This is a genomic window from Pauljensenia sp. C0254C2 (genome assembly GCF_056583835.1).
Window position 1 is genome coordinate 172,875 of sequence record NZ_JBWPJO010000004.1, and the last position, 24,236, is coordinate 197,110.

Sequence of the window (24,236 nt, forward strand, 5' to 3'; positions counted from 1 at the left end):
TTTTTCTCATATTTTCTGTGGATTACTGCACCTTTTCAGTAAGGTCACACCCTGTAGCGCACCCAAACTTAATTGTCAAATTGGCGTCTTTCCAACGATTTCCGGGACTGCGCCGACTGGTTCCACACAGTCCACAGTTTTATCCACAGTCCTCGCGTCCAGTCGCCCGCAACTAGGCCACACAGACCGAAACGCGGAAGGAGAAGTCCCCCAGCCCTCAACAAGATCTCGCGAGTGGTCGCGTGCAAGCGACCACTCGCGAAAAAACAAAAACTGCGCGGACTAGCTACGCTGGCGTAACGGCACGTAGTCGCGTTCAACCTCACCAATGTAGACCTGACGGGGCCGACCGATCTTCGTTGCCGGGTCCTCCGTCATCTCCTTGTACTGCGCAATCCAGCCGGGAAGACGCCCCAGTGCGAACAGCGGTGTGAACATCTTGGTTGGGAAGCCCATCGCCGAGTAAATCAGGCCAGTGTAGAAGTCAACATTGGGGTACAACTTGCGTTCCTTGAAGTAATCGTCATTCAAGGCAATATCCTCGAGCTCCATCGCGACATCCAGCATCTCATCGCGTTTGCCCAGACGAGACAGCACATCGTGAGCCGTTTCTTTTACGATGGCCGCCCTCGGATCGTAATTCTTGTACACACGATGGCCGAAGCCCATCAAGCGCACGCCCTCTTCCTTGTTCTTAACCTTCTCAACGTAGGACTGAACTGATTCGCCCGATTCGATGATCTGGTTGAGCATCTTCAGCACGGCTTCGTTGGCACCGCCGTGAAGCGGACCTGCCAGCGCGCCAATTCCCGCTGCCACTGATGCATACAGGTTGGCTTGCGAGGAGCCGACGAGGCGGACGGTGGACGCCGAGCAGTTCTGCTCATGATCGGCGTGCAAAATGAACAATGTGTCGAGAGCATGCACCAGCGCCGGATCAATGTCATAGGACTGGTACGGCATGCCGAACGTCATACGGATGAAATCCTCGGTGTAGGAACGTTGAGCATCTGGGTACAGCAGTGGCAGGCCGGCGGCTCGCTTCGCGATGTAGCTGATCATGGTGGGAAGCTTCGCCAGCAGCAATACGAGCGCCACGTTGAGTTGCTCGGGGTCGCGCGGATCCAGCGTGTCCTCGTAATAGGTGGCGAAACCGGCGACACCTGCCTGGAGGATCGCCATCGGGTGCCCGCGGTGCGGGAATGCTGTAAAGAACGCCTTGAAATTCTCGTGAAGCAGGCGGTGACGCTGGATACGACGGATGAACAGCTCAAGTGTCTGCGCGTCGGGAAGTTCACCATAAATCAGCAGGTAGGCAACCTCGAGGAAGGAGGAATGCTTCGCGAGCTGTTCAATGGGGTAACCACGATAACGCAGGATTCCTTTCGCGCCGTCAATAAACGTGATGGCAGACTCGCACGATCCGGTGTTGACGAAGCCGGGGTCCAACGTCACAACGTCAGTGTCTGAAAGCATTTTCGTGATGCGTACGCCATCAGAGCCGGCGGTCGCATGGACGCGTTCAAGCGGCAGCGTCTTGTCACCAATAGTCAGGCAGCCGTCAGGTTTAGCTTCGGCGTCATGTGGCTTTGACGAGGACGGGGCTGCTTTCGTTGACTGATCGGAAGCTTCAGTGCTCATCGGTATGTACTACCTCCTCAAACAGGCGCGACTACATCGACGCATGGGCTTATAGTCCTACTTTAATACCCCCGAGGTCAGCTCGCGCAGGGATCTCACATCCAGTAGCGCAGCCCCATCCTCGTCGCATTGGATCTTAGCGACTATTCGCGCTCGCAAACCCGTCAGGAATGAGGCGGCGGGCCGCAGATTGGATGCATTCGTCGGTTGCGGTCAGGGAGACTCGTACGAAGTTGGTTGAGCGTTCTCCGTAGAAGTCGCCTGGTGCCACGATCATTCCACGCTCGGCAAACCAATCGACAAGGTCCCAGCCGTTCATGCGTCCACTCGGATCGCTCACCCATAAGTAGAGACCTGCTGCCGAGTGCGGGTCGACGCACAGCCCCGCGTCCTCAAGGGCACGCTTCAAAATGGTGCGGCGAGCTCCATACAGGGCGTGCTGGTGCTCAACGTGGTCGGTGTCCGTGAGCGCGACAGCCATCGCGTGCTGTATGGGCGCGGGGAGGATCATTCCCGTATGGCGTCGCACGGTGAGAACTCGAGAGATCAGGTCGCGATCCCCCGCCATCAGTGCGGCTCTGTAGCCAGCCAAATTGGACTGTTTCGACAGGGAGTACAGGACTATGATTCCGGTTGGGTCACCGTCGCAAATGTCGCGATCAAGCAAGGATGGGACACCCTCGGAAGTAAAAGGAGCCTGCCAAGGCAAGGCGGCGTAGCACTCATCCGAGACCACTATCGCGCCCTTCTCTCTCGCCCATTGGACGCTTGCATGCGACTTCTCGCGAGTGAGGACGTGCCCAGTGGGGTTCGACGGCGAGTTCACCCAGACGAGGGATGCGTCAGGCCACGTGTCGACGCGCTCTGGATCCACGCGGATGCATCGCGCACGGATGAGGCGGGCGCTGATGTCATATGTAGGGTAGGAAACTTCCGGCACAAGGATGGTGTCATCGCTAGTCAACCCCAGTTCGAACGGCAGCCATGCGACCGCTTCCTTCGACCCGATCGTCGGAATGACGGCCGCCGATTGTGCAGTTGCCTCCCGTGGAGATTGGAGAGGAACCATACCTCGCTTCGATGCCCACAGAGCCATTGCCTCCTGGAGTTCCAGCGTGCCTTCAACCCGAGGATATCCAGCAGCATTAGTGGAATTGGCGAGGGCGTCCTGGATGATCGTGGGTGTGGGGTCGACCGGTGTGCCGATCGAAAGGTCACACACTCCACCGGGATGCTCCGCGGCGCGTGCGCGCGCCGGTTCCAGACTGTCCCAGGGAAAGTCAGGCAAATTCAAGGGACGGAGCAGAGCATTCATACAAGTCTCCAGCAAATAAGTGGCGAGTGGTCGCTTGCACGCGACCACTCGCCAATATAGTCATCACAGCGATGCACTGATGGGACTGCCTCAGTTTTGGGACAGGTACTCCTCGTTTTGAGGCGGAAGACCCTGAATCATCTCATCGTCGAATTCTTGTGCTCCGACACGCTGCGCGCCGCCTGGCGAGCCGAGATCTTTGAAGAAGTCGACATTCGCGCGGTAATAATCCGACCATTCTTCGGGAAGGTCATCCTCGTAAAAAATGGCCTCGGTCGGGCACACAGGTTCGCATGCCCCGCAATCAACACATTCATCGGGATGAATGTACAGCGATCGTTTCCCCTCGTAAATGCAGTCCACAGGGCATTCATCCACGCAAGCACGGTCTTTGACGTCCACGCAAGGTTGCGCGATGACATACGTCATGAGATCCCTCCCTCTTCTCAACGCGACGTGCACTCGAGGCCATCACATATCCCACGGGACTGCCGGCTCATCGCACAGCTCGACGCGTTGACTATATTAGTGCCACTATTATCACTCATATGCGACAGCATTCAGGCTGCGACCACCATTTGCGCGTGGACTCTCAGCGATTTCTCCTGTAAAGACGCCACTTAGTCGCAGTGGCGCCCAATCAATCAAAGAAAGCTCATGTTCTCAGAAAACACGTCACAACCTGCCAATAGGGCTCAACACGGCTTTCCTAAACAACCGCCTGAGCTTCCTTGGATGAGATGGGCAGTTGGCACTCGGGTCGTGGTGAGGTATCGCGAAGGCGAAGGCTTTCGCGATGCTCTGGGGACTTTACTGGAAGTTGCGCCCGACCACGTTACTATCGAGGCGCGGCGGGGAATCGTTCGTGTCGAAGCGGACACGATGGTGACCGGAAAAGTCGTCCCTCCTGCGCGCTGGTAGCAGGGCACGAAAAGGCAACCATCCCTGAAATTTCGTCGAGTGGTCGCTTGCACGCGTCTACTCGGCGAAAAAACCTAGACTACTTATCTTTACGACGTTGACGCGCTGCGATCTTAAAACGCTCCTGCGAATCCAACACGACCTTACGAATACGAATCGCCTCAGGCGTGACCTCAACACATTCATCATTAGACGCGAACTCCAGCGACTCTTCCAGCGTCAGTTTTCGCGACGGAGTCAACGTTTCATACACATCAGCGGTGGCCGAACGCGTATTCGTCTGCTTCTTCTCACGCGTGATATTGACGTCCATATCCTCGTTACGGGGATTCTCCCCTACAACCTGACCTTCATAAACCTCTGACCCCGGCTCAATAATGAACGATGCGCGCTCCTGCAGGTTGGTCATCGCGTAAGGCGTTGCCTGCCCTGCACGGTCAGCAACCAAGGAGCCGGTCAGCCGCTGCTCAATCGTCCCCTGCCACGGAGCGTATCCCTCCGAAATTGACGAGGCGATTCCCGTTCCACGAGTTTCAGTCAAGAAACGCGCACGGAAGCCAATCAGCCCGCGGGCAGGGATCGTGAACTGGAGGCGGATCCAACCACTCCCGTGATTAGCCATCGAGTTCATGCGGCCTTTACGCTGAGCCATCAGCTGGGTCACCGCGCCCAGATACTCCTCAGGAATGTCGATGGTCATCTGCTCCATCGGCTCGTGAACTTTACCGTCAATTTCCTTGGTCACAACCTGTGGTTTACCGACAGTAAGCTCAAACCCTTCACGCCTCATCTGTTCGACGAGGATTGCGAGCGCAAGCTCGCCTCGTCCCTGAACTTCCCACGCGTCGGGCCGAGAAGTCGACAAAACCCGCAACGACACGTTACCCACCAGTTCACGATCGAGACGGTCCTTAACCTGGCGAGCAGTCACTTTCGCACCCTTGACACGCCCAGCCAGCGGCGAGGTGTTGATTCCCACGGTCATGGAAATCGCGGGGTCATCCACCTTGATCAAGGGAAGTGGACGAGGATCGTCGAGGTCGACCAGCGACTCACCGATCGTAATATCGTCGACGCCGGCAATTGCAACGATCTCGCCGGGGCCAGCCTCTTCAGCAGGTACGCGCTCCAAACCTTCTGTGCGTAGTAGCTCCGTGACGCGAACAGACTTGATGGTGCCGTCATGACGGGCGAGCCCGACGTTCTGTCCCTTTTTCAGGGTGCCGTTGTGCATGCGCAGCAACGCCAGACGCCCTAGGAAAGGAGAGGCATCGAGGTTGGTGACATGGGCTTGTAGAGGAGCCCCCTCGTCGTAACTGGGACCGGGAATACGTTGCAAGATGGTTTCAAAGAGTGGCTCGAGGTCTTCTTCCGGAAGCTTGCCGTCGCCGGGATTCGTCAATGAGGAGACGCCTGCTTTAGCTGATGCGTAAATCACGGGCACGTCCAGCAATGCATCAACATCCGCTTCCACGCCTTCGTTCATGAGGTCTTCAGCCAAGGACAACAGAAGGTCAGTGGTTTCCGAGACGACCTCTTCAATGCGCGAATCGGGGCGGTCCACTTTGTTGACAACAATGACGACCCGCAGTTGAGCTTCGAGGGCTTTGCGCAGGACGAAGCGTGTTTGCGGCAGCGGACCTTCAGAGGCATCGACGAGGAGGACGACGCCGTCGACCATGGACAGCCCGCGTTCAACCTCGCCGCCAAAGTCGGCGTGACCTGGGGTGTCGATGACGTTGATGGTCACGCCTTCGGTCAGACCGAGTTTTTGCGCAGCGGGCCCGCGGTAGTGCACAGCGGTGTTCTTGGCGAGGATCGTGATGCCTTTTTCACGCTCAAGATCACCCGAGTCCATGACGCGTTCGCCGGTCTTTTCCACCGAATCATGTTCGGAGAAGGCTCCTGATTGCCAGAGCATTGCGTCGACAAGCGTGGTCTTCCCATGATCCACGTGGGCGACGATAGCGACGTTACGAATGTCCTGACGCACAGGCATTGCCTGCCTCCTTTATGGCGACGATCGAAGAAAATGCGCCGAGTGGACCCGTGCAAGCGACCACTCGGCAATAAACGTCTGGGGTTGCCAGTTGAGTGTAGGGGTCGATTCCTCTTCACGCAGCTGTGCACACGAAATACCAGATTAATCACTCATCGGCGTCTCCGATAGAGACGAGCATGCGAAATCGAACACTTTACGACACGCAATGTGTTCCGTTTCATCCTGGAACTGCGGCTCTTATCGACCACGACGTCTCATCGTGTACTTGTTCTCATCCCCTAAGGTCGAAGCGGCTTGGTCAGCATCGCGACGTTTCGGCCGCCGCTCGGTCTAGGGTCAGCACACCGCCGCCACTTGCCAGCTATGGCTCACCGACTCGTCCCGCGTCCACGCATTTCGACGCCGATCAAAAAGCGCCTTCTTCCACGAGCGCCGCATGGGAATGGAAGCCGAATGGCCTAACAGCTGGGCAATCCTTCTTTCGAGATACGGCGTCTCGCCGCGAAGATCTTTACGACGAACCACGAGGATAGTCCACCCAGCCTCTTCAAGAACCTGGATCCGCCAGCGGTCATGTTCGGCCTGTGGACCAGTTTCCGGATGGAACTCCTCGCCAAAATATTCGACACCTATCTTCACCGCTGCGTTTTTTAACCCGCTTGAGATCTCACCAGTAGCCCCTCCGGGCACATGGTGCGCGCCCGCGCTCCGCACCCCTGTCGAGTCCGCCCTCGACCGTCCGAGGCTGCATATTTGCAGCTTCGAGCGCCCACCATCTTGTGCAGGCAGGCACCATCCCAGATCGATTCGGAACGAGCCTTTACCGCTGGCATGCCCTCCACACAAGTTGGTGCTGTTCTGCGGGCAAACGAGGGACTCTTCGCTGTCCGTCACCGAGTCCCGCGCCTCACTCATGCTCCTACTTTTCGCGATTCGGCCTTGCTGTGTGGCGCTGACACGCACAGGGATTTGAAGAATTGGACGGGGAAGGCCTGCTTCACGTAAACGCAGACGAAGGGCAGTTTCCTGAACTGATTCGGATCTGATGTCGGCATTGTTAATCGCAGCACGTAAAATCCGTACACCTCGCCTGCCGGACCTCGCCTGCGCGGCCTCTACCAGCTCGTCCACTGTTACGAGTCCCTGGCGCAAAAAGCCTTCAATCCACGCTGTCGCGAGGTCAATCGTCGCTCCCATCGCAACATCGCACACTGTGCGCAAAGCGCTCGTGACGCGCATGCCCTCCATGCTCACGATTTCGCTTTCATCAACTTCCATAACTCTGCATGCAACACCAGGTCGACGTACTGCGCGAGTGCCGGCCGGGCGAAGCACACAGATCCGAAAGGCGTCATCAGCCTCATGGCTATCCCGCACACTAACCCCATACATTAAAGCGGCGGTTTCACCGGCAAAAACAGCATCATCAGGCAAAATCGCCGCGACCGCATGCATCATTTCGCCGTCGAATAGTCGGCGCGATACATACCATCCGCGCGCCAGGTGAACAATGTGTCCAGAGCGGCACGCGCTCTCAATTTGTGAGGTTTCCACTCCAGCCCGCCGCAGTTCATATGTCGAGGTCACGACGCGCGAGCCAACCATTTCACGATCGGCACACATGACCGAGGGAGGCTGCGTCACTCCGCCGAGTTCTTTAAAGTCTGTCTGCCACTGCTCGAGGGTGCGCGAGCGGAAACGCAAAACCGGTGAACCACGCGAGGCAGCAAAGCGCTCGCAGTGCGTCAAGGTTCGGATCCCCTCGCGAATGGGCCTCGTAGCAGATGAGCCCGGGTTCTCGCCGTGGGTATCGCCACGCGCCTCTTTCAACTCCGTGGGGATCGTGACTGTGCCATTGCGACGGAGTTCTGGCTCGCTGTTTATGCCTTTCCTAGTGGTCATGGCAGCCACTGTGCAGTACGACGCGGCCACCTGGCAGTGGCCGTCACCGAGTTGTGGACGTGGCCTCCACGGGTGAAAGTAGTGTGGATAAGACCATAGCCAGCCACATGCCTGTGGATACTGCTCATCCACGCACACGGCACCTCCCCAGAATTACTGATTCACCAACTCCGCCCCCTCCCTCGCACCGCTTCGGGCTCCTGTAGTTCACGGTGAAGACAACAGCGCATCAGCCTCCCTCGCCAATGCCCCACCGAATGGCGCACAGCCCGAATGATGTTGTTCCTTCTTGTGCAGCCCGCATGGCGAATGCGCCCATGAAAGCCTGTTTCGCTCTACTCTTAAACCATGACGGATTCATCAGCACTTCCCACTCCCCTTAACCTGGAAGGTTCATCCTCGCGGGCGTCGATCTCCCCGTTCGGCGCTCAGGTACTCGAGTGGACGGTTGACTCTGATACACCCGTGATCTGGATGTCTCCGCTGGCAGCACACGATGGTGTCCGTACGCCACGAGGTGGGGTCCCAATATGTTTGCCGTGGTTCGGAGCTCATCTGAGTGATCCTGAAGCTCCCAAACACGGTTTCGCGCGCACCGCTATGTGGACTCAGATCAGCCCAGATCCTGCCGACAAGGACATTGCGCGCGGGGAAAGCGACTCCACGTATGCCGAATTCGCCCTGGCTCATTCTCCTTCACAGAATTCCAGCCAGTCGGACCAGCCAGTCCAGCCAGGCGCCGACGGCTATTTTCCTTTCAGTTTCGAGGCGAACCTTTCGATCGACGTAACCGATTCCCTGATGATGAGGTTGACTGTGACAAACACAGACACTCGACCGTTTACCTTTCAGGAAGCTTTCCACACCTATGTGGCGGTTGGCGACATCAAAGACGTCACGATTGAGGGCCTCGACGGCGCTTTCTACGACGACAAGTCGCTTGCACGCGACCACTCGCGCAAGCAAATTGGTGAGGTGACGTTCGTACGGTACACGGACCGGATCTATCACTCTGATGCGAACGTGCAGATCCGCGATCCCCGTTTCCGGCGGATCGTCTCGATTGAAAAGTCCGGCTCGGCCAACACGATCGTGTGGAACCCCTGGTCAGACACGGTTGGCCAATTTGATGATCTTGAATCGCGCGCATGGCAAGAGTTTGTTTGTGTCGAGTCCGGCAACGTTGCAGACGAAGCGATCGAACTCGAACCCGACCAGTCTCACACCATGACTGTCTCGATTTACGTTGACTCGATGGAGTGAGCAGCGATCCCTCACCGAGGAGCTATGGCACAGCGCCTCACTCGCGAGGTCGCACCAGATCCTTGCTCACCAGTGTCACCTAAATCTCACTCTCCGAAGTGCCCTAGATCCTCACTCCCCAATACCGCCGCTGAGCCCCACTGAACAGCGCTGCCCCACCGCCTCAGTCGACCTCGTCAGGTTCTCCCGCGCTGGGTAGAAGCCACTCGGAGTCAGGACGAGCGACGAGGCGGGCATTCGAGTACGCCATCTCCAATGTCAACACGGTGTGTCCGCGGTATATGCGCTCATTAGCCTTGGACACTACCAGCGCCAGATCTGCTCGACCATCACTGTCAAGATCCAACGGCATCAGGAACTGTGCCGTATCTTCAGGCGCGGCCGGATACCACTGAGGCACGACCACTTTATAGTTGCGGCGAGTCTTGCGCAGCGCCCAGTTCACCGCAGAATCAAGCGCCTGTCGCGCGCGGACCGGGTTCGCCTGCAAATCCAGTGGAAAGCGGTCAATGTTATCGCCCAAGATGTGACTGTAAGCCAATTTGAGTTCGCAGCTGCAGTCGTATACGAGGTCGCCAGCTGTTCTCACGTACTGTGCCATCTGCGGCAAGGGGTCAAAATTAGCCAGAAGATCTCTGTTGGACTCGGTAACCCATCCCTTGAAAAACCAATCTTGCGCGTCATCGTTGCGGAAGTGGTTCCTCTCAAAAAGCGCAAAGAGCTCCTCTGAAAGTGCAGTCAGCAGTCCAGTATTAAATGCAGCGTATTGCCCATCAGCGCTCACATCAATCTTGTCTTCGGTGACGAGGCGCTTGTACGTGTAGTTGACATAGTTGTTGAGGATCGGATGGTCGAGTGACCGGGTCGCCTCGCCCCAGTCTTCGTCCTCGGCAAGCGCGGCAAGCTCGTTCAGTGTCTGGTTCCACGCCAAGAGCGGACTGTAACGAGGCGCAGCGCCGCGCTCATATTTCACACGAAACGGGAAGAAAGCAAACTCACGGAGCCGATCCGGATTTCCATTCGTCACGTAAGCCTCCTCAGCAGGTTCGAGGTTTTCCTGTCCTCGCATATAGTGCGTCACTCCTGATCTCTTACTCAGCGCCTGCGCCGACGCGCGCTCGCACCCAACTGTGCGGCTGGCTCGCGCCCAAGCTGGCGATTGCCACGCCTCTCTCTCGGTGAGAATCCGACGTGCGCAGAGACCACTCTATTCACACGTTGAACCGGAATTCGACGGAGTGTCGTCGATAAATAACCATTTGATGCGCGCGTGCGGAATTAACAACGAAATACCGCTAAAACAGACAACATATGGGGTGCACAGAAACACATATAAGTTCTGCGGAAAACCTATAGGGTGCGTCGCTAAAAACCGCTGTGCGCGAAAAACATAAAGGGTTTACGGACCCGGTCCCAGACCCCTCAATACTCTGAGCCGGAAGAATGGAAAGTGGAAGGTTGATGTATCCCCACTATTTATTTTTTCCGTTTTTCGGAGTACATCGGGAGCTACAACTGCGGACCAGCTCTGTGTGAACTAGATGAGAAGGCGCAGCAGCGAATCATCGACGCTGGACAGTTGGTGCTGCGGGCACGCGAGCGGCACCCCCAGCGGTCACTCGCGGAGCACTACAACCCGTTATCGATGGACCCAATTCTGCTCAAGGCTCACAACAACTTGGACCGGGAAGTCGATAAGGCTTTCGATGTGGCACGCAAACTCACCAACGAGCGCCAGCGCCAGGAGCTACTGTTCGCCAGCTACGGGGAGTTGGCGAGGGGCTATGTCTCCTCGCTTTCATCAAAATCGAAACCACCAGCAGGGTCGTTCCCCGTGCGGGTGATTTTGATCGGTCCCGCTGCTGGGTGTAGAACCCTGTCGCTGGCAACGCCGGGAACTATGACTGTGCCCGACGAGAACACGTCACTGCCATAACGCGGCTCACGGTAGACGAACATGGGTCGTTCACTACTACTGGTGGATTTCGGTTTTGGTGGTGGGGGGATTACCGCCGCCGGCCTCGATTTTTCCGTTGAGGAGGGCGTTGACTACTTCCCGATTGTGAAATGGGCCGATGGCGCGGTGAAGAGGAACCAGTCACCTGGAAGAGATCGATCCAGTCGCTGGTGTGCAATCTGGGAGGTAGGGTTGCGGGGTCGATTCCTCGCGAGCGCAACCATGATTGTGTCTCTGAACGTGATGAAAACAACCCTGCCCTTCGGAGAATTTCCCCTATCCCGCGTCCCCGGGCGGTGAAAACGGTGTGCACCATCGCCTGAAAGGCTTTGCGTTGCTCTATCGGGATCTTCGGGTCACCCACCCGGCGGATCACTAAGATCCCCCCGTCAACGTTTGGCTGTGGCCGGAAAGCAGACCTTGGTACTCGGGAACCAAGGTGAAACGTGAACCATGGGGACCACTGAGCCGTCATCATCGTGCTTGCACCTACCCCGGCCCGGCGGCGAGCGACTTCCCACTGCATGAGGAGTACAGCGTCAGTCCATGCCGGCGAATGCAACAACTTTCGAAGAATGGCAGTGGTGAGGTGAAAGGGAATGTTTCCCACAATGACGCAGGGAGTGGCGGGTAACGGGAAGTTGAGGAAATCATCATGGACCACTTCGACCGACGCCGAGGCGGTCTTTTTTGTGAGTTTGGCAGCTAGTTTTGCGTCTACCTCAACTGCCGTTATTGCCCTCCCCAAGTGGGATATCGGGTGGGTGAGGGCACCGCTTCCTGGCCCGATCTCAATGATGGGGCCGGAGGTTTGTTTTACAAGATCGACGATGGAGTTGATGATCTTGTGGTCTGTGAGAAAATTTTGGCCATGTTCGTGACGGCCGTATCCGTATGTAGACATCAGGTGTGCTCCGTGGAGTTGAAACGGAGCCGGGCATGGCAAATGGCCGCCCGGCTAAAGGACCGGAGCGGTTTCTAACCTGCGGGAGGGAGAAAACCGCCTTAGCGGCTGGTGAGCGGCCGCATGAAAACGGAACCTGAAATCAACATGGGCCTATCGTATCCAATTAATTTCGCAGGGTCCAATACGGTGAGAAAGAAGACAACCGCACCGAAACAGTGCAAGACCTCTCTGGATTGGAACTTGTCCTACCTTCGGCTCGTCGTACAGACGCCACTGGCGTATTTTGTCTCTGGGCAACGAGGGGGAGTTACCCCCACCTCCGGATGTTTTTAAGGTGCACCCCTTATTACGCTGTGGTGCGGGAGTAGTTTTGTCCGACTGATCGGACTACCCACCGACGTGGGGCGGGTAGTTCGAGGTCCCAGCAGATGATCGCGTCGATTTCGCCGCGTTCAAAGGATGCCACCATGGCGTCGTAGTCGGGGCGAGCCACATTCTTCTTTGACGCGGAAATGGACTGATCGACGTAGTTATGTCCTATGTCCAACGTCCAAGCCACGCTGCTTTGCAATGGCTTCACAGTCCTGACGCTGCCGGTCGATGGTGAGGCCATCCACGTCAGCGTCTCGCGAGATACGAAGGTAAATAGGAGCGCGTGTTGCCAAACGCTTTTAATAAGGCCCTTAGCTAACATTGAACTTAAAACTCGACGGAGTGTCGTCGATAAATAACCGCTCGATGCGTAAGTGCGACAGAGGAGGCGCTGTAGCGGAATCTACAGCGAAAAACCGCTAGAAACAGACAACATATGGGGTGCACAGAAACACATATAGGTTCTGCGGAAAACTTATAGGGTGCGTCGTTAAAAACCGCTATCTGCGGAAAACATATAGGTTCTACGGACCGGCCCCAGACCCTTCAATACTCTGAGCCTCGAAAAAATGGAAAAAAATGAAAGGTTGGTCTATCCCCACTATTCATTTTTTAATTGAACATGGGTTTGGGGTACGAAGCGCCCTACTCGGAGTGGCACGGACACTACGGCTGCGCGCCCACACACAACAGTAAAGAGCTCGGCAATGCACAGACACGTAACGAGAGCGCCGCAAATGTATGTACGTTTAAGTTACAACATCGACACTGACGCTCCACATGGAGGGGCGGCCGCAGCCCTGCAGCAAGCACACGGCAGGGTGTCTGCTTCGGGCGACGTGAAATTACGCAGAAAAATACGAAATGCATCACCGCAGGTCACGGTAGGTATTTACGGGTCATTTCGTAATCTCGTAAACGAAAGGAACAAAACTACGAAACACAAAAACATACATTGAGCAGCGTAAATGCTTTTCGTTTCGTAATTTTTCCACTTTTTGAAGAAAATCTAAATAAGAAGAGACACCTTCATTGCGATTGTGTCCCGTGTCACATAGCTGCAACCCCTGCAGCGTGCCCTTAACGAGGGCGCTCTATGTCGTAGACATGTGCCTGCAATGCGTGTCTGTGTCTCTCTCTTAAAAGGTTTGGGTCGAAATACCGCAAAATTACGAAACACCCCCGAAATGTGACGTGTCTGTGCAGGTCACAGCGTTATCGCGTGTTTCGTAATTTGGTTTTCCGATTTTCGCAGTTATACGAAACCGCAGGTAGAGCGTTTCGTAATTTTTTCGTATTTTGATCGGCAAATTACGAAACGACACCAAAACTACGAAACGAACACACAACACCTGTGTTGCGTGTCACACAACGGCGCGCCACGGACGTGTTGCAGCGTGGCAGTATCCCGGCCGTGTCACATCGCTAGATCTACTGCAGCTGCTCTGTCACCGTGCTGCCGTACGTCATAGACACACGTCTGCAATGTGTGTCTGTGTCTCTCTCTTAAAAGGGTTGGGTCGAAATACCGCAAAATTACGAAACATCGCCGAAATGTGAGGTGTCTGTGCAGGACACAGCGTTATCGGGTGTTTCGTAGTTTTGTTCTTTTCGTTTGCGGAAATCACGAAACCGCAGGTAGAGCGTTTCGTAATTTTTTCGTATTTTGATCGGCAAATTACGAAACGAGGTCAAAACTACGAAACGAGCGCACTACAGAAGTGTCACAGGTCACAAAAAGGCGCGCCCCTTGCGTGTCACCGTGACGCCACGCAACAACACCCCGGCCGTGCCACGTGACGCGTAGAGACGTTCTCGGTTCTATTTGTAAAGTTCAGGTCTCAGGCTATTGTGCGCGACGCATAAGTTCCGTACGATGCCCCTAGACCGTATGTGGCGTTTTAATTCGTTTCTGGTCTAGCCAGCCGCATACGGGGGATAACCCCGAGGATAATTCATAAAGAGATAGCCTCTCGACCGTGATAGGCGCGGTTCCTCCGACGAGATAGACCGGTTGGCAACGGCATTGCCGACCACAAAAGCGGTCAGGTAGGGAGTAAGCGCTCCCGTAAAGCGATGGGACGGCAGACCACCGTTCTAGCGAGTCGAGCACGGCACTCCAAGCCGCCTGAATAGCAAGCCGGTAAAGCACCCCGCTCCGGGACAGATCAATCTGCCCAGGAGCGTTTTTCTATGTCCGAAAAGGACACGACTACCGCTGTCGCGCCACGCTTTTACACGCTGCAAGAACTCACCGATCTCGGTGTCGGCTCTGAGTCCACGTTGCGAAAAGCTATTAAAGAGGGCCGTCTTTCATTCCACCGTTTCGGCACCGCCTATCGGATTCGCCAAGACGATCTCGACGCCTACCTCGCGGCCGCACGCCGCCCTGCCCCGCAGCTATTCGACGGCTTCGTCGATGCCGTCGTGGATGCAGCGCCCCAACTGACAGATGAGCAGCGCCAGCAGCTCGTCACGGTGCTGGGTGGTGCGAAGCACTAATGCGGACAAACCCGCCTACGACGAGATCCCGCCGCTTAGCTCAGCTAGCCAGGCTGGGTCTTGAGCTGAGTGCGAGGGCTGATGGGTGATGGTCGTGCTACAACACACGCGCGCTCCACCGTCGTGCCCCGAGCCCAAACAAAGAATTCACTCAATCAAGGAGAACAAACCATGTCTTTCAGAGACGATTACGCAGCCGCGCTCCGCGATGAGCAGCGAGCAAAAGATTCCGTGAACGAGGCGCGCCGTGCACACAAAGCAGCAAAGGAGCGTCTTGCGCAGTTGCGCAAGTACGCCAAAGAGTTCGAGGTGAAACTCGACGACGACAAGCCCGCCGGGACCGAAGATGACGGCGATACGCCGAAGAACGGTGACGGCAATACGACTAAGAACGGTGACGGCAATAAGCCTGAGAGCACCGAGGGCAGTAAGCCGAAGCGGCATCTAGAAGTTGTACCCGACTAACCCTTTAGCCGTACACGCAATCACCTCATGCGTGTACGGCCACGCGGCGTGACGACGTACAGCCGTCACGCTTGATGTCGCCACACACCCCGCTCGCAAGGGCGGGGTTTTGGCGTGTGTGCGGGTGTCTGCGGCACCGCTGCACGGGTGTCAGCGGCGAAGCAGCAAATGCAACAGAAGCAACGCCGGGGTGGAGAAAACAAGGGGGTCGAAGACCACTTTTTTACCTCGTGAGCTGCATCGATGCAGCGTTTGCAGAAAAAAGGGGCCGATTTCGGCCCTAAAGTGCAAAACCAGTATAAGGGGGTCCGACGCCTGGCATGCGGTCTTAAAGTGTGCATCCATGCAGGTCATGGTGCGAAAAAACGCCGCACTAAGACCGACGTCAAGGGCGTCGGGGCGAAAAAGTGCAAAACCAGTATAAGGGGGTGCGACGCCGCCCTTTTTCAACGATTGGCATTTACGCTGCACAGCAGTGCAAATGACACACTCGAAGACCGGCATACAAAAGTAGGCCGGTGAGAGACATTTTCGTGAGTGCAACGAATGAAACGTAGCAGTGGCGAAGCGGGGCGCCAGCGCCGCTGAAGCCACTGCCCTACTGCGGGACCAAGGAGATCGCCACAGCGATCTTCGCAGGTCACGCAGCGTTTCTCGAAAAGGCGAAGCGGAAAAAGCCGACCGAATAGGGAGGGTTTTTCCGCGAGCTATTGCCCGCTGCAGGCGCCCCCTCAAGACCTCAGTTCTCCGAGCTTGCGAGGTGTCTAGACTGAGGTCTTTAGGGGGCTAAAGAACTTGAGTTTTTTGGGGTAGAATCGTGTGGGACAGCGAAGCAAGGGACCCGCACGATTCTTAGGGGTCCCCGAAAAACTCAAGTTCGTCATGTGGGCGCGTACATGGAGGGGTCGAAGACAGAGGCTCCGTGTACGCGCGCACCTCAACACAAGGAACACAGATATGTCGAAGACATCTACAACGCAGAAGGGACGCGCAGCGTTCAATCTGCGCCATCTCCGCCGTGACAACTGCGGCGGAGACACACGTGGAGATCGCAAGCGACTCCTCAAGGAGGCGATGCGAGAATTAGATCCGCAGGATCTCGCGCATCAGGCCGCGATGAACTCAAACATCGTCGTGGCCGATGCGCATTTGAACGTTCCGTTCGTCAACGACGGCAACGGAACGTTCCGTCGCGCTGCATCCGTCGAGGAAGTCTTGGCGTACCAAGACGCCCGGATGGACGGTGTGCGCGTGCAGAAGAACAGTTTCGAGACGTCGCTTTTCGTCGTGCATCTGCCGAAGTCGATGTGCAAGGAGATCCCCGACTACTACACCAGTGAGGTAGACGGGCGCGAAGTGAAACGGCCGCGACTCGTCGCACGGGACTACGAAGCAGCGAAGCAGTACCTCGAAGAGTCGATGCGCTGGATCGCAGAAAACTTCATCCCCGGCGGCATCAATGCCGTAGCTGGTGGAGATATGAACTTCGACGAGAGCACACCACACATCCAGTTCCAGGCGGACACGTTCTCACCGAAGCCCGAAGATCCCGACAAGCTTCGCTGCCGCCCCGGCATCGCGTACAACACTGACACCTCAGTGCGGTACACATCCGGCCCGAAGAAGGGCAAACAGATCTCGGGTAATCAAAAGTTCATCGACGCGCAACGCGGACTCCGGGAGCACATGCACTCGCTGGGCTATCCGGTAGAGCTAGAAGTCTCCGAACGACACGACGAGTCACTCAACCTCAACCGCTACACCGAGCAGCAGGACCGGGAGCGCGACCTTGCCAGCCGCGAGAATGATGTGGAAGTCAAGAAGCGTTCCGTGCAGCGCGATATGGATGCGATTGATCGTGACCGCGAGCAAGCAGCAACAGAACTCAAGCAGGCGCAAGAAGCCCGCGAAGCAGCCCAGCGCGTACAGGAGAACGCTGAGCAGCAGGCTCGCGAGGTTGCCGAGCGTGTGCTCAACGAGGCACGTGAGAAGGCGGAGCAAGAGGCCGACAAGATCCGCAGCGAAGCACGCAAGGATGCTGAGCAGGAGTTGGGCCTGGCCGAGGCTCAGGCCGATGAGTTGCTGAACCGTGCGAACGAGGTCAGCAGCGCTGCCGAGGCCAAGCTCAAGCACGCAGAGCAGGAGGCTGAAAACATCCGCAGTGCGGCACGTAAGCAAGCCGAGCGAGACTCAGAAAAGATCCGTAGTGAAGCACGTGACGAGGCGGAGCGTGAGGCAGAAACGATCCGCAGTGAGGCCACGCGGGACGCTGAAAACACACGTAGCGAAGCGCGGAGCGACGCTACAGACATCCGCGATGCAGCACGCAGTGAGGCCGAGCAGGTGGCTCGTGATCGCACAGCCCTGGACAGTGAGCGTGAAGCCTTTGACGTGGAGAAACGTGCATTCACCGAAAGTCTCGAAGCGCGCCGCGCAGCTGCAGAAGAGGAAGCAAAAATCATCATTGAGGAGGCAGTCGAGTCCCTGCAGGATATTTCCAACGTAGATCAGGATTTCTTGCAGATCGAACTTGATCGTGACCCGGAGATGAAGCAGCGGTATCGCGAGACGGTCATCGACCGTACTCAGCGGGAAAGCGCTGCAGCGCGCCGCCGTGCCCAGGAGCGCATCAAACAGCGCCGCCAGCAGCAACAGCAGCGTGATCGTGATGGCGGTATGGAGTTGTAGCGCTGCTCTCCCCTGCCCTGTATGGCCTTCTGCGGGCCGTACAGGGTGCCGTCGGCCTCGTAGGTCATCGGCGGAATGAAAACCGCTGAGATTCGGCGAAAATCGAAGAAATCTCGGCCACGCTGAGCGGAGTGTCACTACGCTGCGCAGCGAATTGACCTGTTGAGTGGCGGAGAGAATGTGCAGCGCGTCGGTGTGTACGACGGCGCATGTGCTGCGCAGAAGAGACGCCCGCAGAAGGGCCTGCAGAATGACGGTGTCATTCTGTTGCGCAGTAAAGGTGTCAATAGGATGACAAGCCACTTCACTGCCCAATTCACGTGTCATTAAAGTGTCGGGGCGTTTCATTGTGCAGTAAACGTGTCGATGAAATGGTTGCCCAATACACAGTGCAATCTATGTGTTACTGAAATGTCACAGACACTACATAGTGCAGTGAGTTGCGCAGCAGAAACGCCAGTAAAAGCACCGCACCACTGCACCGTAAAACTGCACAAGTGATTCGCAGCAAATTGGCGTGTGAAATGGTTGAAAAAATAACCCCGCAGGTTTCCCTGCGGGGTTTCGTAGTTAGAACGGTACTTCTTCGCCCTCAGCGCCAGCCAGGGCGGCGTTCGCCGCCTCGCCTCCGCGACGAGCTGCGCGCGCAGCGGACTCTTTCTTGGAGTCGATCAGCTGCACGGTGTCGATGCGTGCGACCAGCGGGTAGTGCTTCACACCGTCCTTGTCGGTGTAAACGTCGGTCTTCAGCGAGTAGCTCACCGCAACGCGATCGCCGGAGCCGATGCAGCCAAACACACCGGAGTTCGCGGCATCCTGGACGTAGCCAGTCAGCTCCACGATCTCGGACTCGACCTTGCCGGTGGTCTTGTTCTTGAAGGTGTTTCGCGCGTAGACGCTGAGCTTCACCGTCGCGCCGCCGTTTGCGTGCTCGAACAGCTTCGGTGCACGAGCTGCGTTGCCGACGATGGTGCCGTTGTTGAAGGGGTTGGACATGATGGTTCTCCTTACGTGAGTGGGTGTGATTTGCCGTGCAATGTGGTGGTTAAGCAGCTGCTTTGCTGCTGCGGGGTGGTTGCGCTGTCGTTACAGCACTGCCCAGGGCAGTGGTGTGCCTGCCGCCTCTAGGTCGCGCAGTTCTTGTGCTGCGCCCGGATCGGCGTCCTCGCCGTCGATGCCGTCGGCGAGCTGGTAGAGCAGTTCCAGGTCGGTGTGGGTGAAGTCGCGCATCACGTGCCTCCTTGTTCGGATTGATGGTCAATCCGTCTGTTGGAGACAGCTCTGCTGTCTAGGGGGTTCTCCCCTGCCCCGCTAGGTGTGCCTCTCTGCAGGCCACGGCCCCGCGAGAAAAAGAAACCCCGTTGCATCGCTGCAACGGGGTGTGTGGTGCTACTCGGTGAACAAGATCGTGCGGGTCTTCTCGGCGCCCTCGCGGACAAGCTCGACCATCCGCTCGCCTTGGCCGATGTCGGTCAGCTTGGCCACCAGAGACGGGAAGTTCTCGTCTGGCCCGATCTCGGTGGCTCGCTGCGCAGCCACGCCTGCTAGTCCCGGCTGGCCTGTGGCGTGAGCGAGCACGGCAACAGTGGCGGTGAGCTGGGCGCGCATCCCCGGCCAGCTGGTCGGGACAGCACGCATGACTTGCTCTGCGAACTGCAGGCCCGCCTGCGGGTCATCGAGCAGCGCCGCGAGCAGCGCGTCTCGCAAGCGCTTTGTAGTGAAGCATTTCAGCGCCGATCGAACAGCGCGCGTGCTCGGCTGGGTGATCCCTGCCGCCGCCTGCTCGTATTCACGCTGCAGCACGTCCGCGAACATAGGCGGGATATACGCCAGCGCGTCTTCGATGATGTCGGCGTGCTCGGCAGCGTCGATGCCGTGATCGGTGCTGTTCAACCGTGCCTCGATGTCGTCTTTGCTCGGCTCCGGCAGCTCGCCGGTGTGCTCTAGCATCTGCTGCAGCGCCGCTGATGCGGCGACCTCGCCGACAACGCCGTGGCGCGGCTCGTCGATGAGCGGATGCTGATACACGGACCACCACGCAGCCCCGGTGACGATCTCGGGCACCTGCACCACCCCGAGCAGCGGCGGTAGGTGCACTGCCCCGCTGGTGAGATACGTTGCCGTCTCGTCGAAGACCGGCTGCGCAATGTCATCGCTGATCATGTACGCGATAACAGCGTCGAGTTCGAGGTGGTGGACCCACGCTGCGAACCGCTCGCGGCTCTCGGTGAGCTTCTCCACGGCCTCGTCCAGGTCGAACCGCGCGACCGGGCCGAGGCGGATGGTGTCGACGCCCTCGTCGTCGACGAAGAACGCGAGGATCAGCGAGTTGTTGGGGTAGAAACCGAGGATGCCGGGGAGGTTCGCGAGGATCTCGCCGTGGGATGCAAGCGTGTGGGAATGAGTGGACATGGCAGTGCTCCTTTGCACGAATACGGGGTATACATGGTCAATCCGTATTCGGTCCGGCTCTGCCGGTCGCAGGCGTATCCCAGCAGTACAGTGCCTATGTGCGCCGGGCGTCGCTAGCGCAGCCTGGTGCTCGGCTTACCGGGTGCGAGCGCTAGCGACGCAGCCTGTGCCTAAGCGTCGGCTTCGATGCGCTTGAGAGCGCGATAGATCGTCGGCCGGGAGACGTTGAAGGTGCGCGCTACTGCGCTGACAGACTTGCCGCCGTCGACGAGTTCCTTAGCGATCTGGGCTTGCTCCTTGTCGAGTTTCGGCTTAGGGCCGGCGACCCTGCCTTGAGCGCGGGCGTGCGCCACGCCTTCACGGGTGCGCTGGACAAGCAGGTCACGCTCCCACTCGGCAAGACTTGCCATGACGTTGATAACCACCTTGTCGGTGGGCTTCGACGTGTCCAGCGCTGGCTCTAGCACCTTGACGTTGATGTTGCGCTCGGCGAGGTCAGCGATGGTGTTCACAGTGTCCGCGAGGCTACGGCCGAGCCTGTCCAAGCGCGTGACAACGAGCGTGTCGTCGGGGCGCATGTACGCCAGCGCGTCATCGAGGCCGGGCCGCTGCCAGTTGGTGCCGGAGATGGTGTCTGAGTAGATGTGGTCCGGGTCGCAGCCAGCGTCGATGAGGGCGTCGCGCTGGGTGTCGAGCGACTGTCCCTGCTTTGACGTGGAGACGCGGGCGTAACCGATAAGCATGGTTAGTGCTCCTCTGCATCAGTTTCGAGAAGCGATGCGAGGTAATCCGAGTACTGCCTGTACTTCCTGAGAAGCATATTCTCGGCGTACTTCTCCATGTACTCGTAGTCAATGTCACCGTCGTCTGTCACGGGAAACATGAGAAGCTGGCGAGCCATTCTTCCGGCATTGAACTTGTAACCGTAGGAATACTTCACCCTTTGCTGCATCACAATGACCTTGCAAAACAGCAGTATTAAAGGGTTGTTCTCATGATGCAGCAGCTCCAAACGCTTCACATCATCCGTGAAAATGGCCTCATACGGATGGTAGAAGGCAATACACGGAGCGCCGTTGTAGTTAACCCCCAAAACGTTTGAGTCCAAAGAAGCATTTTCGTTGGAGACAAAGCCAGTAACGCCGTTGGTGTTGTCAGTAGCGCCGATAAACGGACGCTGTCCAGGAATCTTGTCGGCTGTAGTCAACCTGACACCGGACTTCACGGTGAAGATTTCATTGAGCGGGAACTCAGCCCAGTCCTTTTCACTAAGTTTTGGGATGTCATGGTGTACGAGATCCGAAAGCCGGGAGTGCAGAACAGATTGATAGCGTTCGAGCAATCGCTCTCGGGTTTGAGCTGAATATTGCTCCATATAGTCGTAATCAACATCGCCGTTACTGGTTGTCGGAAGAAACACTTTCTCGCGTTTCACGACATCTAGCTGAGCCTGACGACCGTAAGAATACTTAGCACCGTTCCGCATAATCATGGTCGCTAGGAACTGCGCATTTTCAGCGTTCAGAGAGCTGTTGGTCAACGTGCTCACGTCATGAGAGCAGTAAAAGGGAGCGGGCTGGTAGTAAGCACTCAGCCTCACTTTTTCAATCGTCAATTGGTTGCCGGGGAACAAGACCCGATTGCCGATAAAGCGATTCAGGCCATTCCCTCCAGCTTTTGCGGTCACATAAGGGATGTCTCCGTCGATGACGCTGTCGGTTTGGAGGTAGACACCTTTGGCGCAATCAAACTCATCCTGGAGAACACGAGGTTCCCAGTTCAATTGATCAAGAGGCTTCATTGTTGTCCCCTCCTTCGAAAAGGTATCCACGGTTTTGCATGATCATTGAGAACTCGAATGTGAGATAGTCACCAATGGCTTTCTCAAAGTCATTGTCCGTAGGGATCTCGTCGTTGAAGTAGTAAAAACTATGCAGCCACTCGTCGGTTGACAGCACTGTCGAGGAAACACAGAACTCTGACGAGGATTCGATCAGACCGTTCCACACATCTAGCAAGTGCTGACGCTTGTCTTTAGCGGTGTCACCTTCTATCAGACCGATGTGAGGCCGGACCACAAACCCATCATCCCGAAAGTCGATGAACTTGGCTTCGTGTTCCGGTGGATGGGGCACACCTGCGGTGAAGATCGCGATACACGCATGAGTGCCGACACCATAGAAAGTGTTGGGGTTACAGGTGATTACGCCTTCCAGCGTGTGTCGCTTCAAGATGCGCTGCTTGGCTTGTCGCTCAATCTTGGTCTTATTAGTGACGCAAGATTGCGGAATAATCACTGCTACACGCCCCTCTTCGGTCATCGAGTCGAGAAGGTGCTCTGTAAAGAGAATTTCGTACTGATTAGGGTCGTCCTTGCCCTGACTGTACGGCGGATTCATCAAACCAACAGAAGCATGCTTTTGAAGTTGGAGGTCTGCCGGGTTCTGGGATAGAAAATCGGCTGCTTGAATGTTCGAGTTTCCGTCATGCCGGAGGATCATGTTTGTTGCAGCAATGGCGAACATATTCGGCTGAATCTCAAAGCCATGCAGCTGCTTCTTCTTGATGCTTCGACGCTGCGAATCACTCTCCGCCGAGTGCAACATTTTGTGCATTGCGGCGATAAGGAATCCGGCAGTACCGCAGGTAGGGTCCAGGACGATGTCGTCGGGACGCACGTCGACGAGGTCCACCATGAGGTCAGTCATGTGCTTAGGCGTGAGAATAATGCCGAGAGATTGACCGTCGCCTCCCGAGTAGCTCATAAACTCGCCGTAGAAACGACCGATGAAGTCTTCGGATGTTTGCTGGTATTTGATGGCCTGGAAGACCCGCTTGTTCAAAAATTCGGTGTAGTACTTCAGGGGCGTCTTCCCGAGCGTGGGGTTGACCTCATTCAATCGCACGCTATCGGTGATGACGGCAAATTCACGCAAGAGCTTGTCACGCTTAGCGTCAGGGCCGACGTTAGATCGGGTTAAGCGAGCTTTGATTGCGGCCATGATCTTGTCGCCATCGCGGGACCCAGCAAGTTTGTCACCGTGAAGCGAAGCAATGGAGAAGTTTCCGTATTCGACCTCATCGAGAGCGAGCAAAATACCCGAGACGACCAAAGGCTTGTCTTGATCCTTGAGAGTGCCGAACGTCCGTAGTTTTTCGTGAAGTTCGGCCGCGTCTTTCAGGATCTCCTTGGTCGTCTTTTCGTAGTCAGTGACTTCTTCGAGCACATGGCGGGTGTAGTACTCGTAGATGTTCGACTCATTGAACCAGATGAAGGATTCGACGTCGTCGAGCTGTTTGAACTCACCTCGATCGTCGACGTAGTAAGGCGTGATCCGGTGACGCTTTTCGCCACCGGAGACAGCGACGGCAAAGACCTTCGTAAACTCACTCTTAGTAGCGATGTGACGTGCATAGTGAAGCGCGCCGTTGACAGCGTAGTCACGGACAGCCTTTATATCGGATAACTCCACAACACCGTCATCATTTAACTTGACGTGAAAATCCGGGTTGGACTTGTCCTCGATGACGATGACGAAGTCTCTAACTACGGCAACATACTCTGGATAACCAGGACCGCCCTTGCCGGTTTTGGACGCCGTCTTGAGCACCTCGTTCAGTTCGAGGACATCGCTTCCCTGCGGGTCATAATCCTTAATCTCAGCCTCATCGAGTTGCCTGGCAACCCACAGATCTACTTTGGCCTCTTGCTTCGCCATCCGTCACCACACTCGCTACCTGAAATAAATCGGTCGATCTCGTACGCCCCGCCCCTGACGTGCTGCTACGTGAGCACAGCTACAGGATGGAGGTGTACGAAATCGTATTACATAACGCTAAGTGTAACACAATTCACAAATTAGCGATACCGTACAGCGAAAATTAAAAT

General features: G+C 56.6%; 20 protein-coding genes. 6 read left to right on the forward strand and 14 right to left on the reverse strand.

Annotated elements, in window-relative coordinates; genetic code table 11:
* Window positions 1-282 precede the first annotated feature (282 nt).
* The 3 genes from AC1DA5_RS04795 to fdxA all read right to left on the reverse strand — a co-directional run bounded on the left by AC1DA5_RS04795 (window position 283) and on the right by fdxA (window position 3,385).
* Complete coding sequence (locus AC1DA5_RS04795; RefSeq protein WP_074026197.1) at window positions 283-1,641, reverse strand: citrate synthase; 1,359 nt, start codon at window positions 1,639-1,641, stop codon at window positions 283-285.
* 136 nt (window positions 1,642-1,777) lie between these two features.
* A complete protein-coding gene (dapC, locus tag AC1DA5_RS04800; RefSeq protein WP_070726291.1) occupies window positions 1,778-2,956 on the reverse strand; it encodes a succinyldiaminopimelate transaminase in 1,179 nt (392 codons plus the stop codon).
* 90 nt (window positions 2,957-3,046) lie between these two features.
* Entirely contained in the window at window positions 3,047-3,385 is a 339-nt protein-coding gene (fdxA, locus tag AC1DA5_RS04805; RefSeq protein ID WP_070726287.1) for a ferredoxin, read from the reverse strand.
* 306 nt (window positions 3,386-3,691) lie between these two features.
* On the opposite strand from fdxA, the gene AC1DA5_RS04810 reads away from it, so the two are divergent.
* Window positions 3,692-3,877 (forward strand): putative acetyltransferase, encoded by a 186-nt coding sequence (locus tag AC1DA5_RS04810; RefSeq protein ID WP_058237840.1) that lies wholly within the window; start codon window positions 3,692-3,694, stop codon window positions 3,875-3,877.
* A gap of 79 nt (window positions 3,878-3,956) precedes the next feature.
* Here AC1DA5_RS04810 and typA read toward each other — a convergent pair whose 3' ends face one another.
* Together typA and AC1DA5_RS04820 are read right to left on the reverse strand one after the other, a co-directional pair.
* Window positions 3,957-5,876, reverse strand: a complete 1,920-nt coding sequence (gene typA / locus AC1DA5_RS04815) for a translational GTPase TypA (protein ID WP_070726284.1) — start codon at window positions 5,874-5,876, stop codon at window positions 3,957-3,959.
* Window positions 5,877-6,215: 339 nt separating this feature from the next.
* Window positions 6,216-7,781, reverse strand: coding sequence for a hypothetical protein (locus AC1DA5_RS04820; RefSeq protein ID WP_480289410.1), 1,566 nt, complete (start codon window positions 7,779-7,781; stop codon window positions 6,216-6,218).
* A gap of 348 nt (window positions 7,782-8,129) precedes the next feature.
* On the opposite strand from AC1DA5_RS04820, the gene AC1DA5_RS04825 reads away from it, so the two are divergent.
* A complete protein-coding gene (locus tag AC1DA5_RS04825) occupies window positions 8,130-9,044 on the forward strand; it encodes a D-hexose-6-phosphate mutarotase (protein WP_480289411.1) in 915 nt (304 codons plus the stop codon).
* A 163-nt stretch (window positions 9,045-9,207) separates the two neighbouring features.
* Here the strand turns inward: AC1DA5_RS04825 and AC1DA5_RS04830 are convergent, their stop codons facing one another.
* Window positions 9,208-10,071: a DUF3825 domain-containing protein gene (locus AC1DA5_RS04830; RefSeq protein ID WP_157886376.1), complete on the reverse strand. Its 864-nt coding sequence runs from the start codon at window positions 10,069-10,071 to the stop codon at window positions 9,208-9,210.
* 501 nt (window positions 10,072-10,572) lie between these two features.
* Between AC1DA5_RS04830 and AC1DA5_RS04835 the strand changes: the two genes are divergently transcribed.
* Window positions 10,573-10,980, forward strand: coding sequence for a type IIL restriction-modification enzyme MmeI (locus AC1DA5_RS04835; protein ID WP_425319843.1), 408 nt, complete (start codon window positions 10,573-10,575; stop codon window positions 10,978-10,980).
* 70 nt (window positions 10,981-11,050) lie between these two features.
* Here the strand turns inward: AC1DA5_RS04835 and erm are convergent, their stop codons facing one another.
* Together erm and AC1DA5_RS04845 are read right to left on the reverse strand one after the other, a co-directional pair.
* On the reverse strand, window positions 11,051-11,905 hold the full coding sequence (gene erm / locus AC1DA5_RS04840) for a 23S ribosomal RNA methyltransferase Erm (protein WP_480289413.1): 855 nt from the start codon (window positions 11,903-11,905) through the stop codon (window positions 11,051-11,053).
* A gap of 349 nt (window positions 11,906-12,254) precedes the next feature.
* Complete coding sequence (locus AC1DA5_RS04845; RefSeq protein WP_233187660.1) at window positions 12,255-12,467, reverse strand: recombinase family protein; 213 nt, start codon at window positions 12,465-12,467, stop codon at window positions 12,255-12,257.
* 2,006 nt (window positions 12,468-14,473) lie between these two features.
* Here AC1DA5_RS04845 and AC1DA5_RS04850 point away from each other — a divergent pair.
* The 3 genes from AC1DA5_RS04850 to AC1DA5_RS04860 all read left to right on the forward strand — a co-directional run bounded on the left by AC1DA5_RS04850 (window position 14,474) and on the right by AC1DA5_RS04860 (window position 17,935).
* Window positions 14,474-14,782, forward strand: coding sequence for a helix-turn-helix domain-containing protein (locus tag AC1DA5_RS04850; RefSeq protein WP_022865471.1), 309 nt, complete (start codon window positions 14,474-14,476; stop codon window positions 14,780-14,782).
* Window positions 14,783-14,953: 171 nt separating this feature from the next.
* Window positions 14,954-15,247 carry a hypothetical protein gene (locus tag AC1DA5_RS04855; RefSeq protein WP_022865470.1) on the forward strand — a complete coding sequence of 98 codons (294 nt, stop codon included), beginning with the start codon at window positions 14,954-14,956 and terminating at the stop codon, window positions 15,245-15,247.
* Window positions 15,248-16,204: 957 nt separating this feature from the next.
* Window positions 16,205-17,935 carry a plasmid recombination protein gene (locus AC1DA5_RS04860; protein WP_480289415.1) on the forward strand — a complete coding sequence of 577 codons (1,731 nt, stop codon included), beginning with the start codon at window positions 16,205-16,207 and terminating at the stop codon, window positions 17,933-17,935.
* 570 nt (window positions 17,936-18,505) lie between these two features.
* Here AC1DA5_RS04860 and AC1DA5_RS04865 read toward each other — a convergent pair.
* The 6 genes from AC1DA5_RS04865 to AC1DA5_RS04890 all read right to left on the reverse strand — a co-directional run bounded on the left by AC1DA5_RS04865 (window position 18,506) and on the right by AC1DA5_RS04890 (window position 24,066).
* Complete coding sequence (locus AC1DA5_RS04865; protein ID WP_480289416.1) at window positions 18,506-18,931, reverse strand: single-stranded DNA-binding protein; 426 nt, start codon at window positions 18,929-18,931, stop codon at window positions 18,506-18,508.
* A 90-nt stretch (window positions 18,932-19,021) separates the two neighbouring features.
* Entirely contained in the window at window positions 19,022-19,165 is a 144-nt protein-coding gene (locus AC1DA5_RS04870) for a hypothetical protein (RefSeq protein ID WP_480289418.1), read from the reverse strand.
* Window positions 19,166-19,324: 159 nt separating this feature from the next.
* Window positions 19,325-20,347: a DUF4192 domain-containing protein gene (locus AC1DA5_RS04875; RefSeq protein ID WP_480289421.1), complete on the reverse strand. Its 1,023-nt coding sequence runs from the start codon at window positions 20,345-20,347 to the stop codon at window positions 19,325-19,327.
* 170 nt (window positions 20,348-20,517) lie between these two features.
* Window positions 20,518-21,090 (reverse strand): recombinase family protein, encoded by a 573-nt coding sequence (locus tag AC1DA5_RS04880; RefSeq protein ID WP_480289423.1) that lies wholly within the window; start codon window positions 21,088-21,090, stop codon window positions 20,518-20,520.
* A 2-nt stretch (window positions 21,091-21,092) separates the two neighbouring features.
* Complete coding sequence (locus tag AC1DA5_RS04885; protein ID WP_480289424.1) at window positions 21,093-22,148, reverse strand: restriction endonuclease subunit S; 1,056 nt, start codon at window positions 22,146-22,148, stop codon at window positions 21,093-21,095.
* Window positions 22,135-24,066, reverse strand: coding sequence for an HsdM family class I SAM-dependent methyltransferase (locus AC1DA5_RS04890; protein ID WP_480289427.1), 1,932 nt, complete (start codon window positions 24,064-24,066; stop codon window positions 22,135-22,137). Before AC1DA5_RS04890 ends, AC1DA5_RS04885 begins: the two co-directional genes overlap by 14 nt.
* Window positions 24,067-24,236 lie beyond the last annotated feature (170 nt).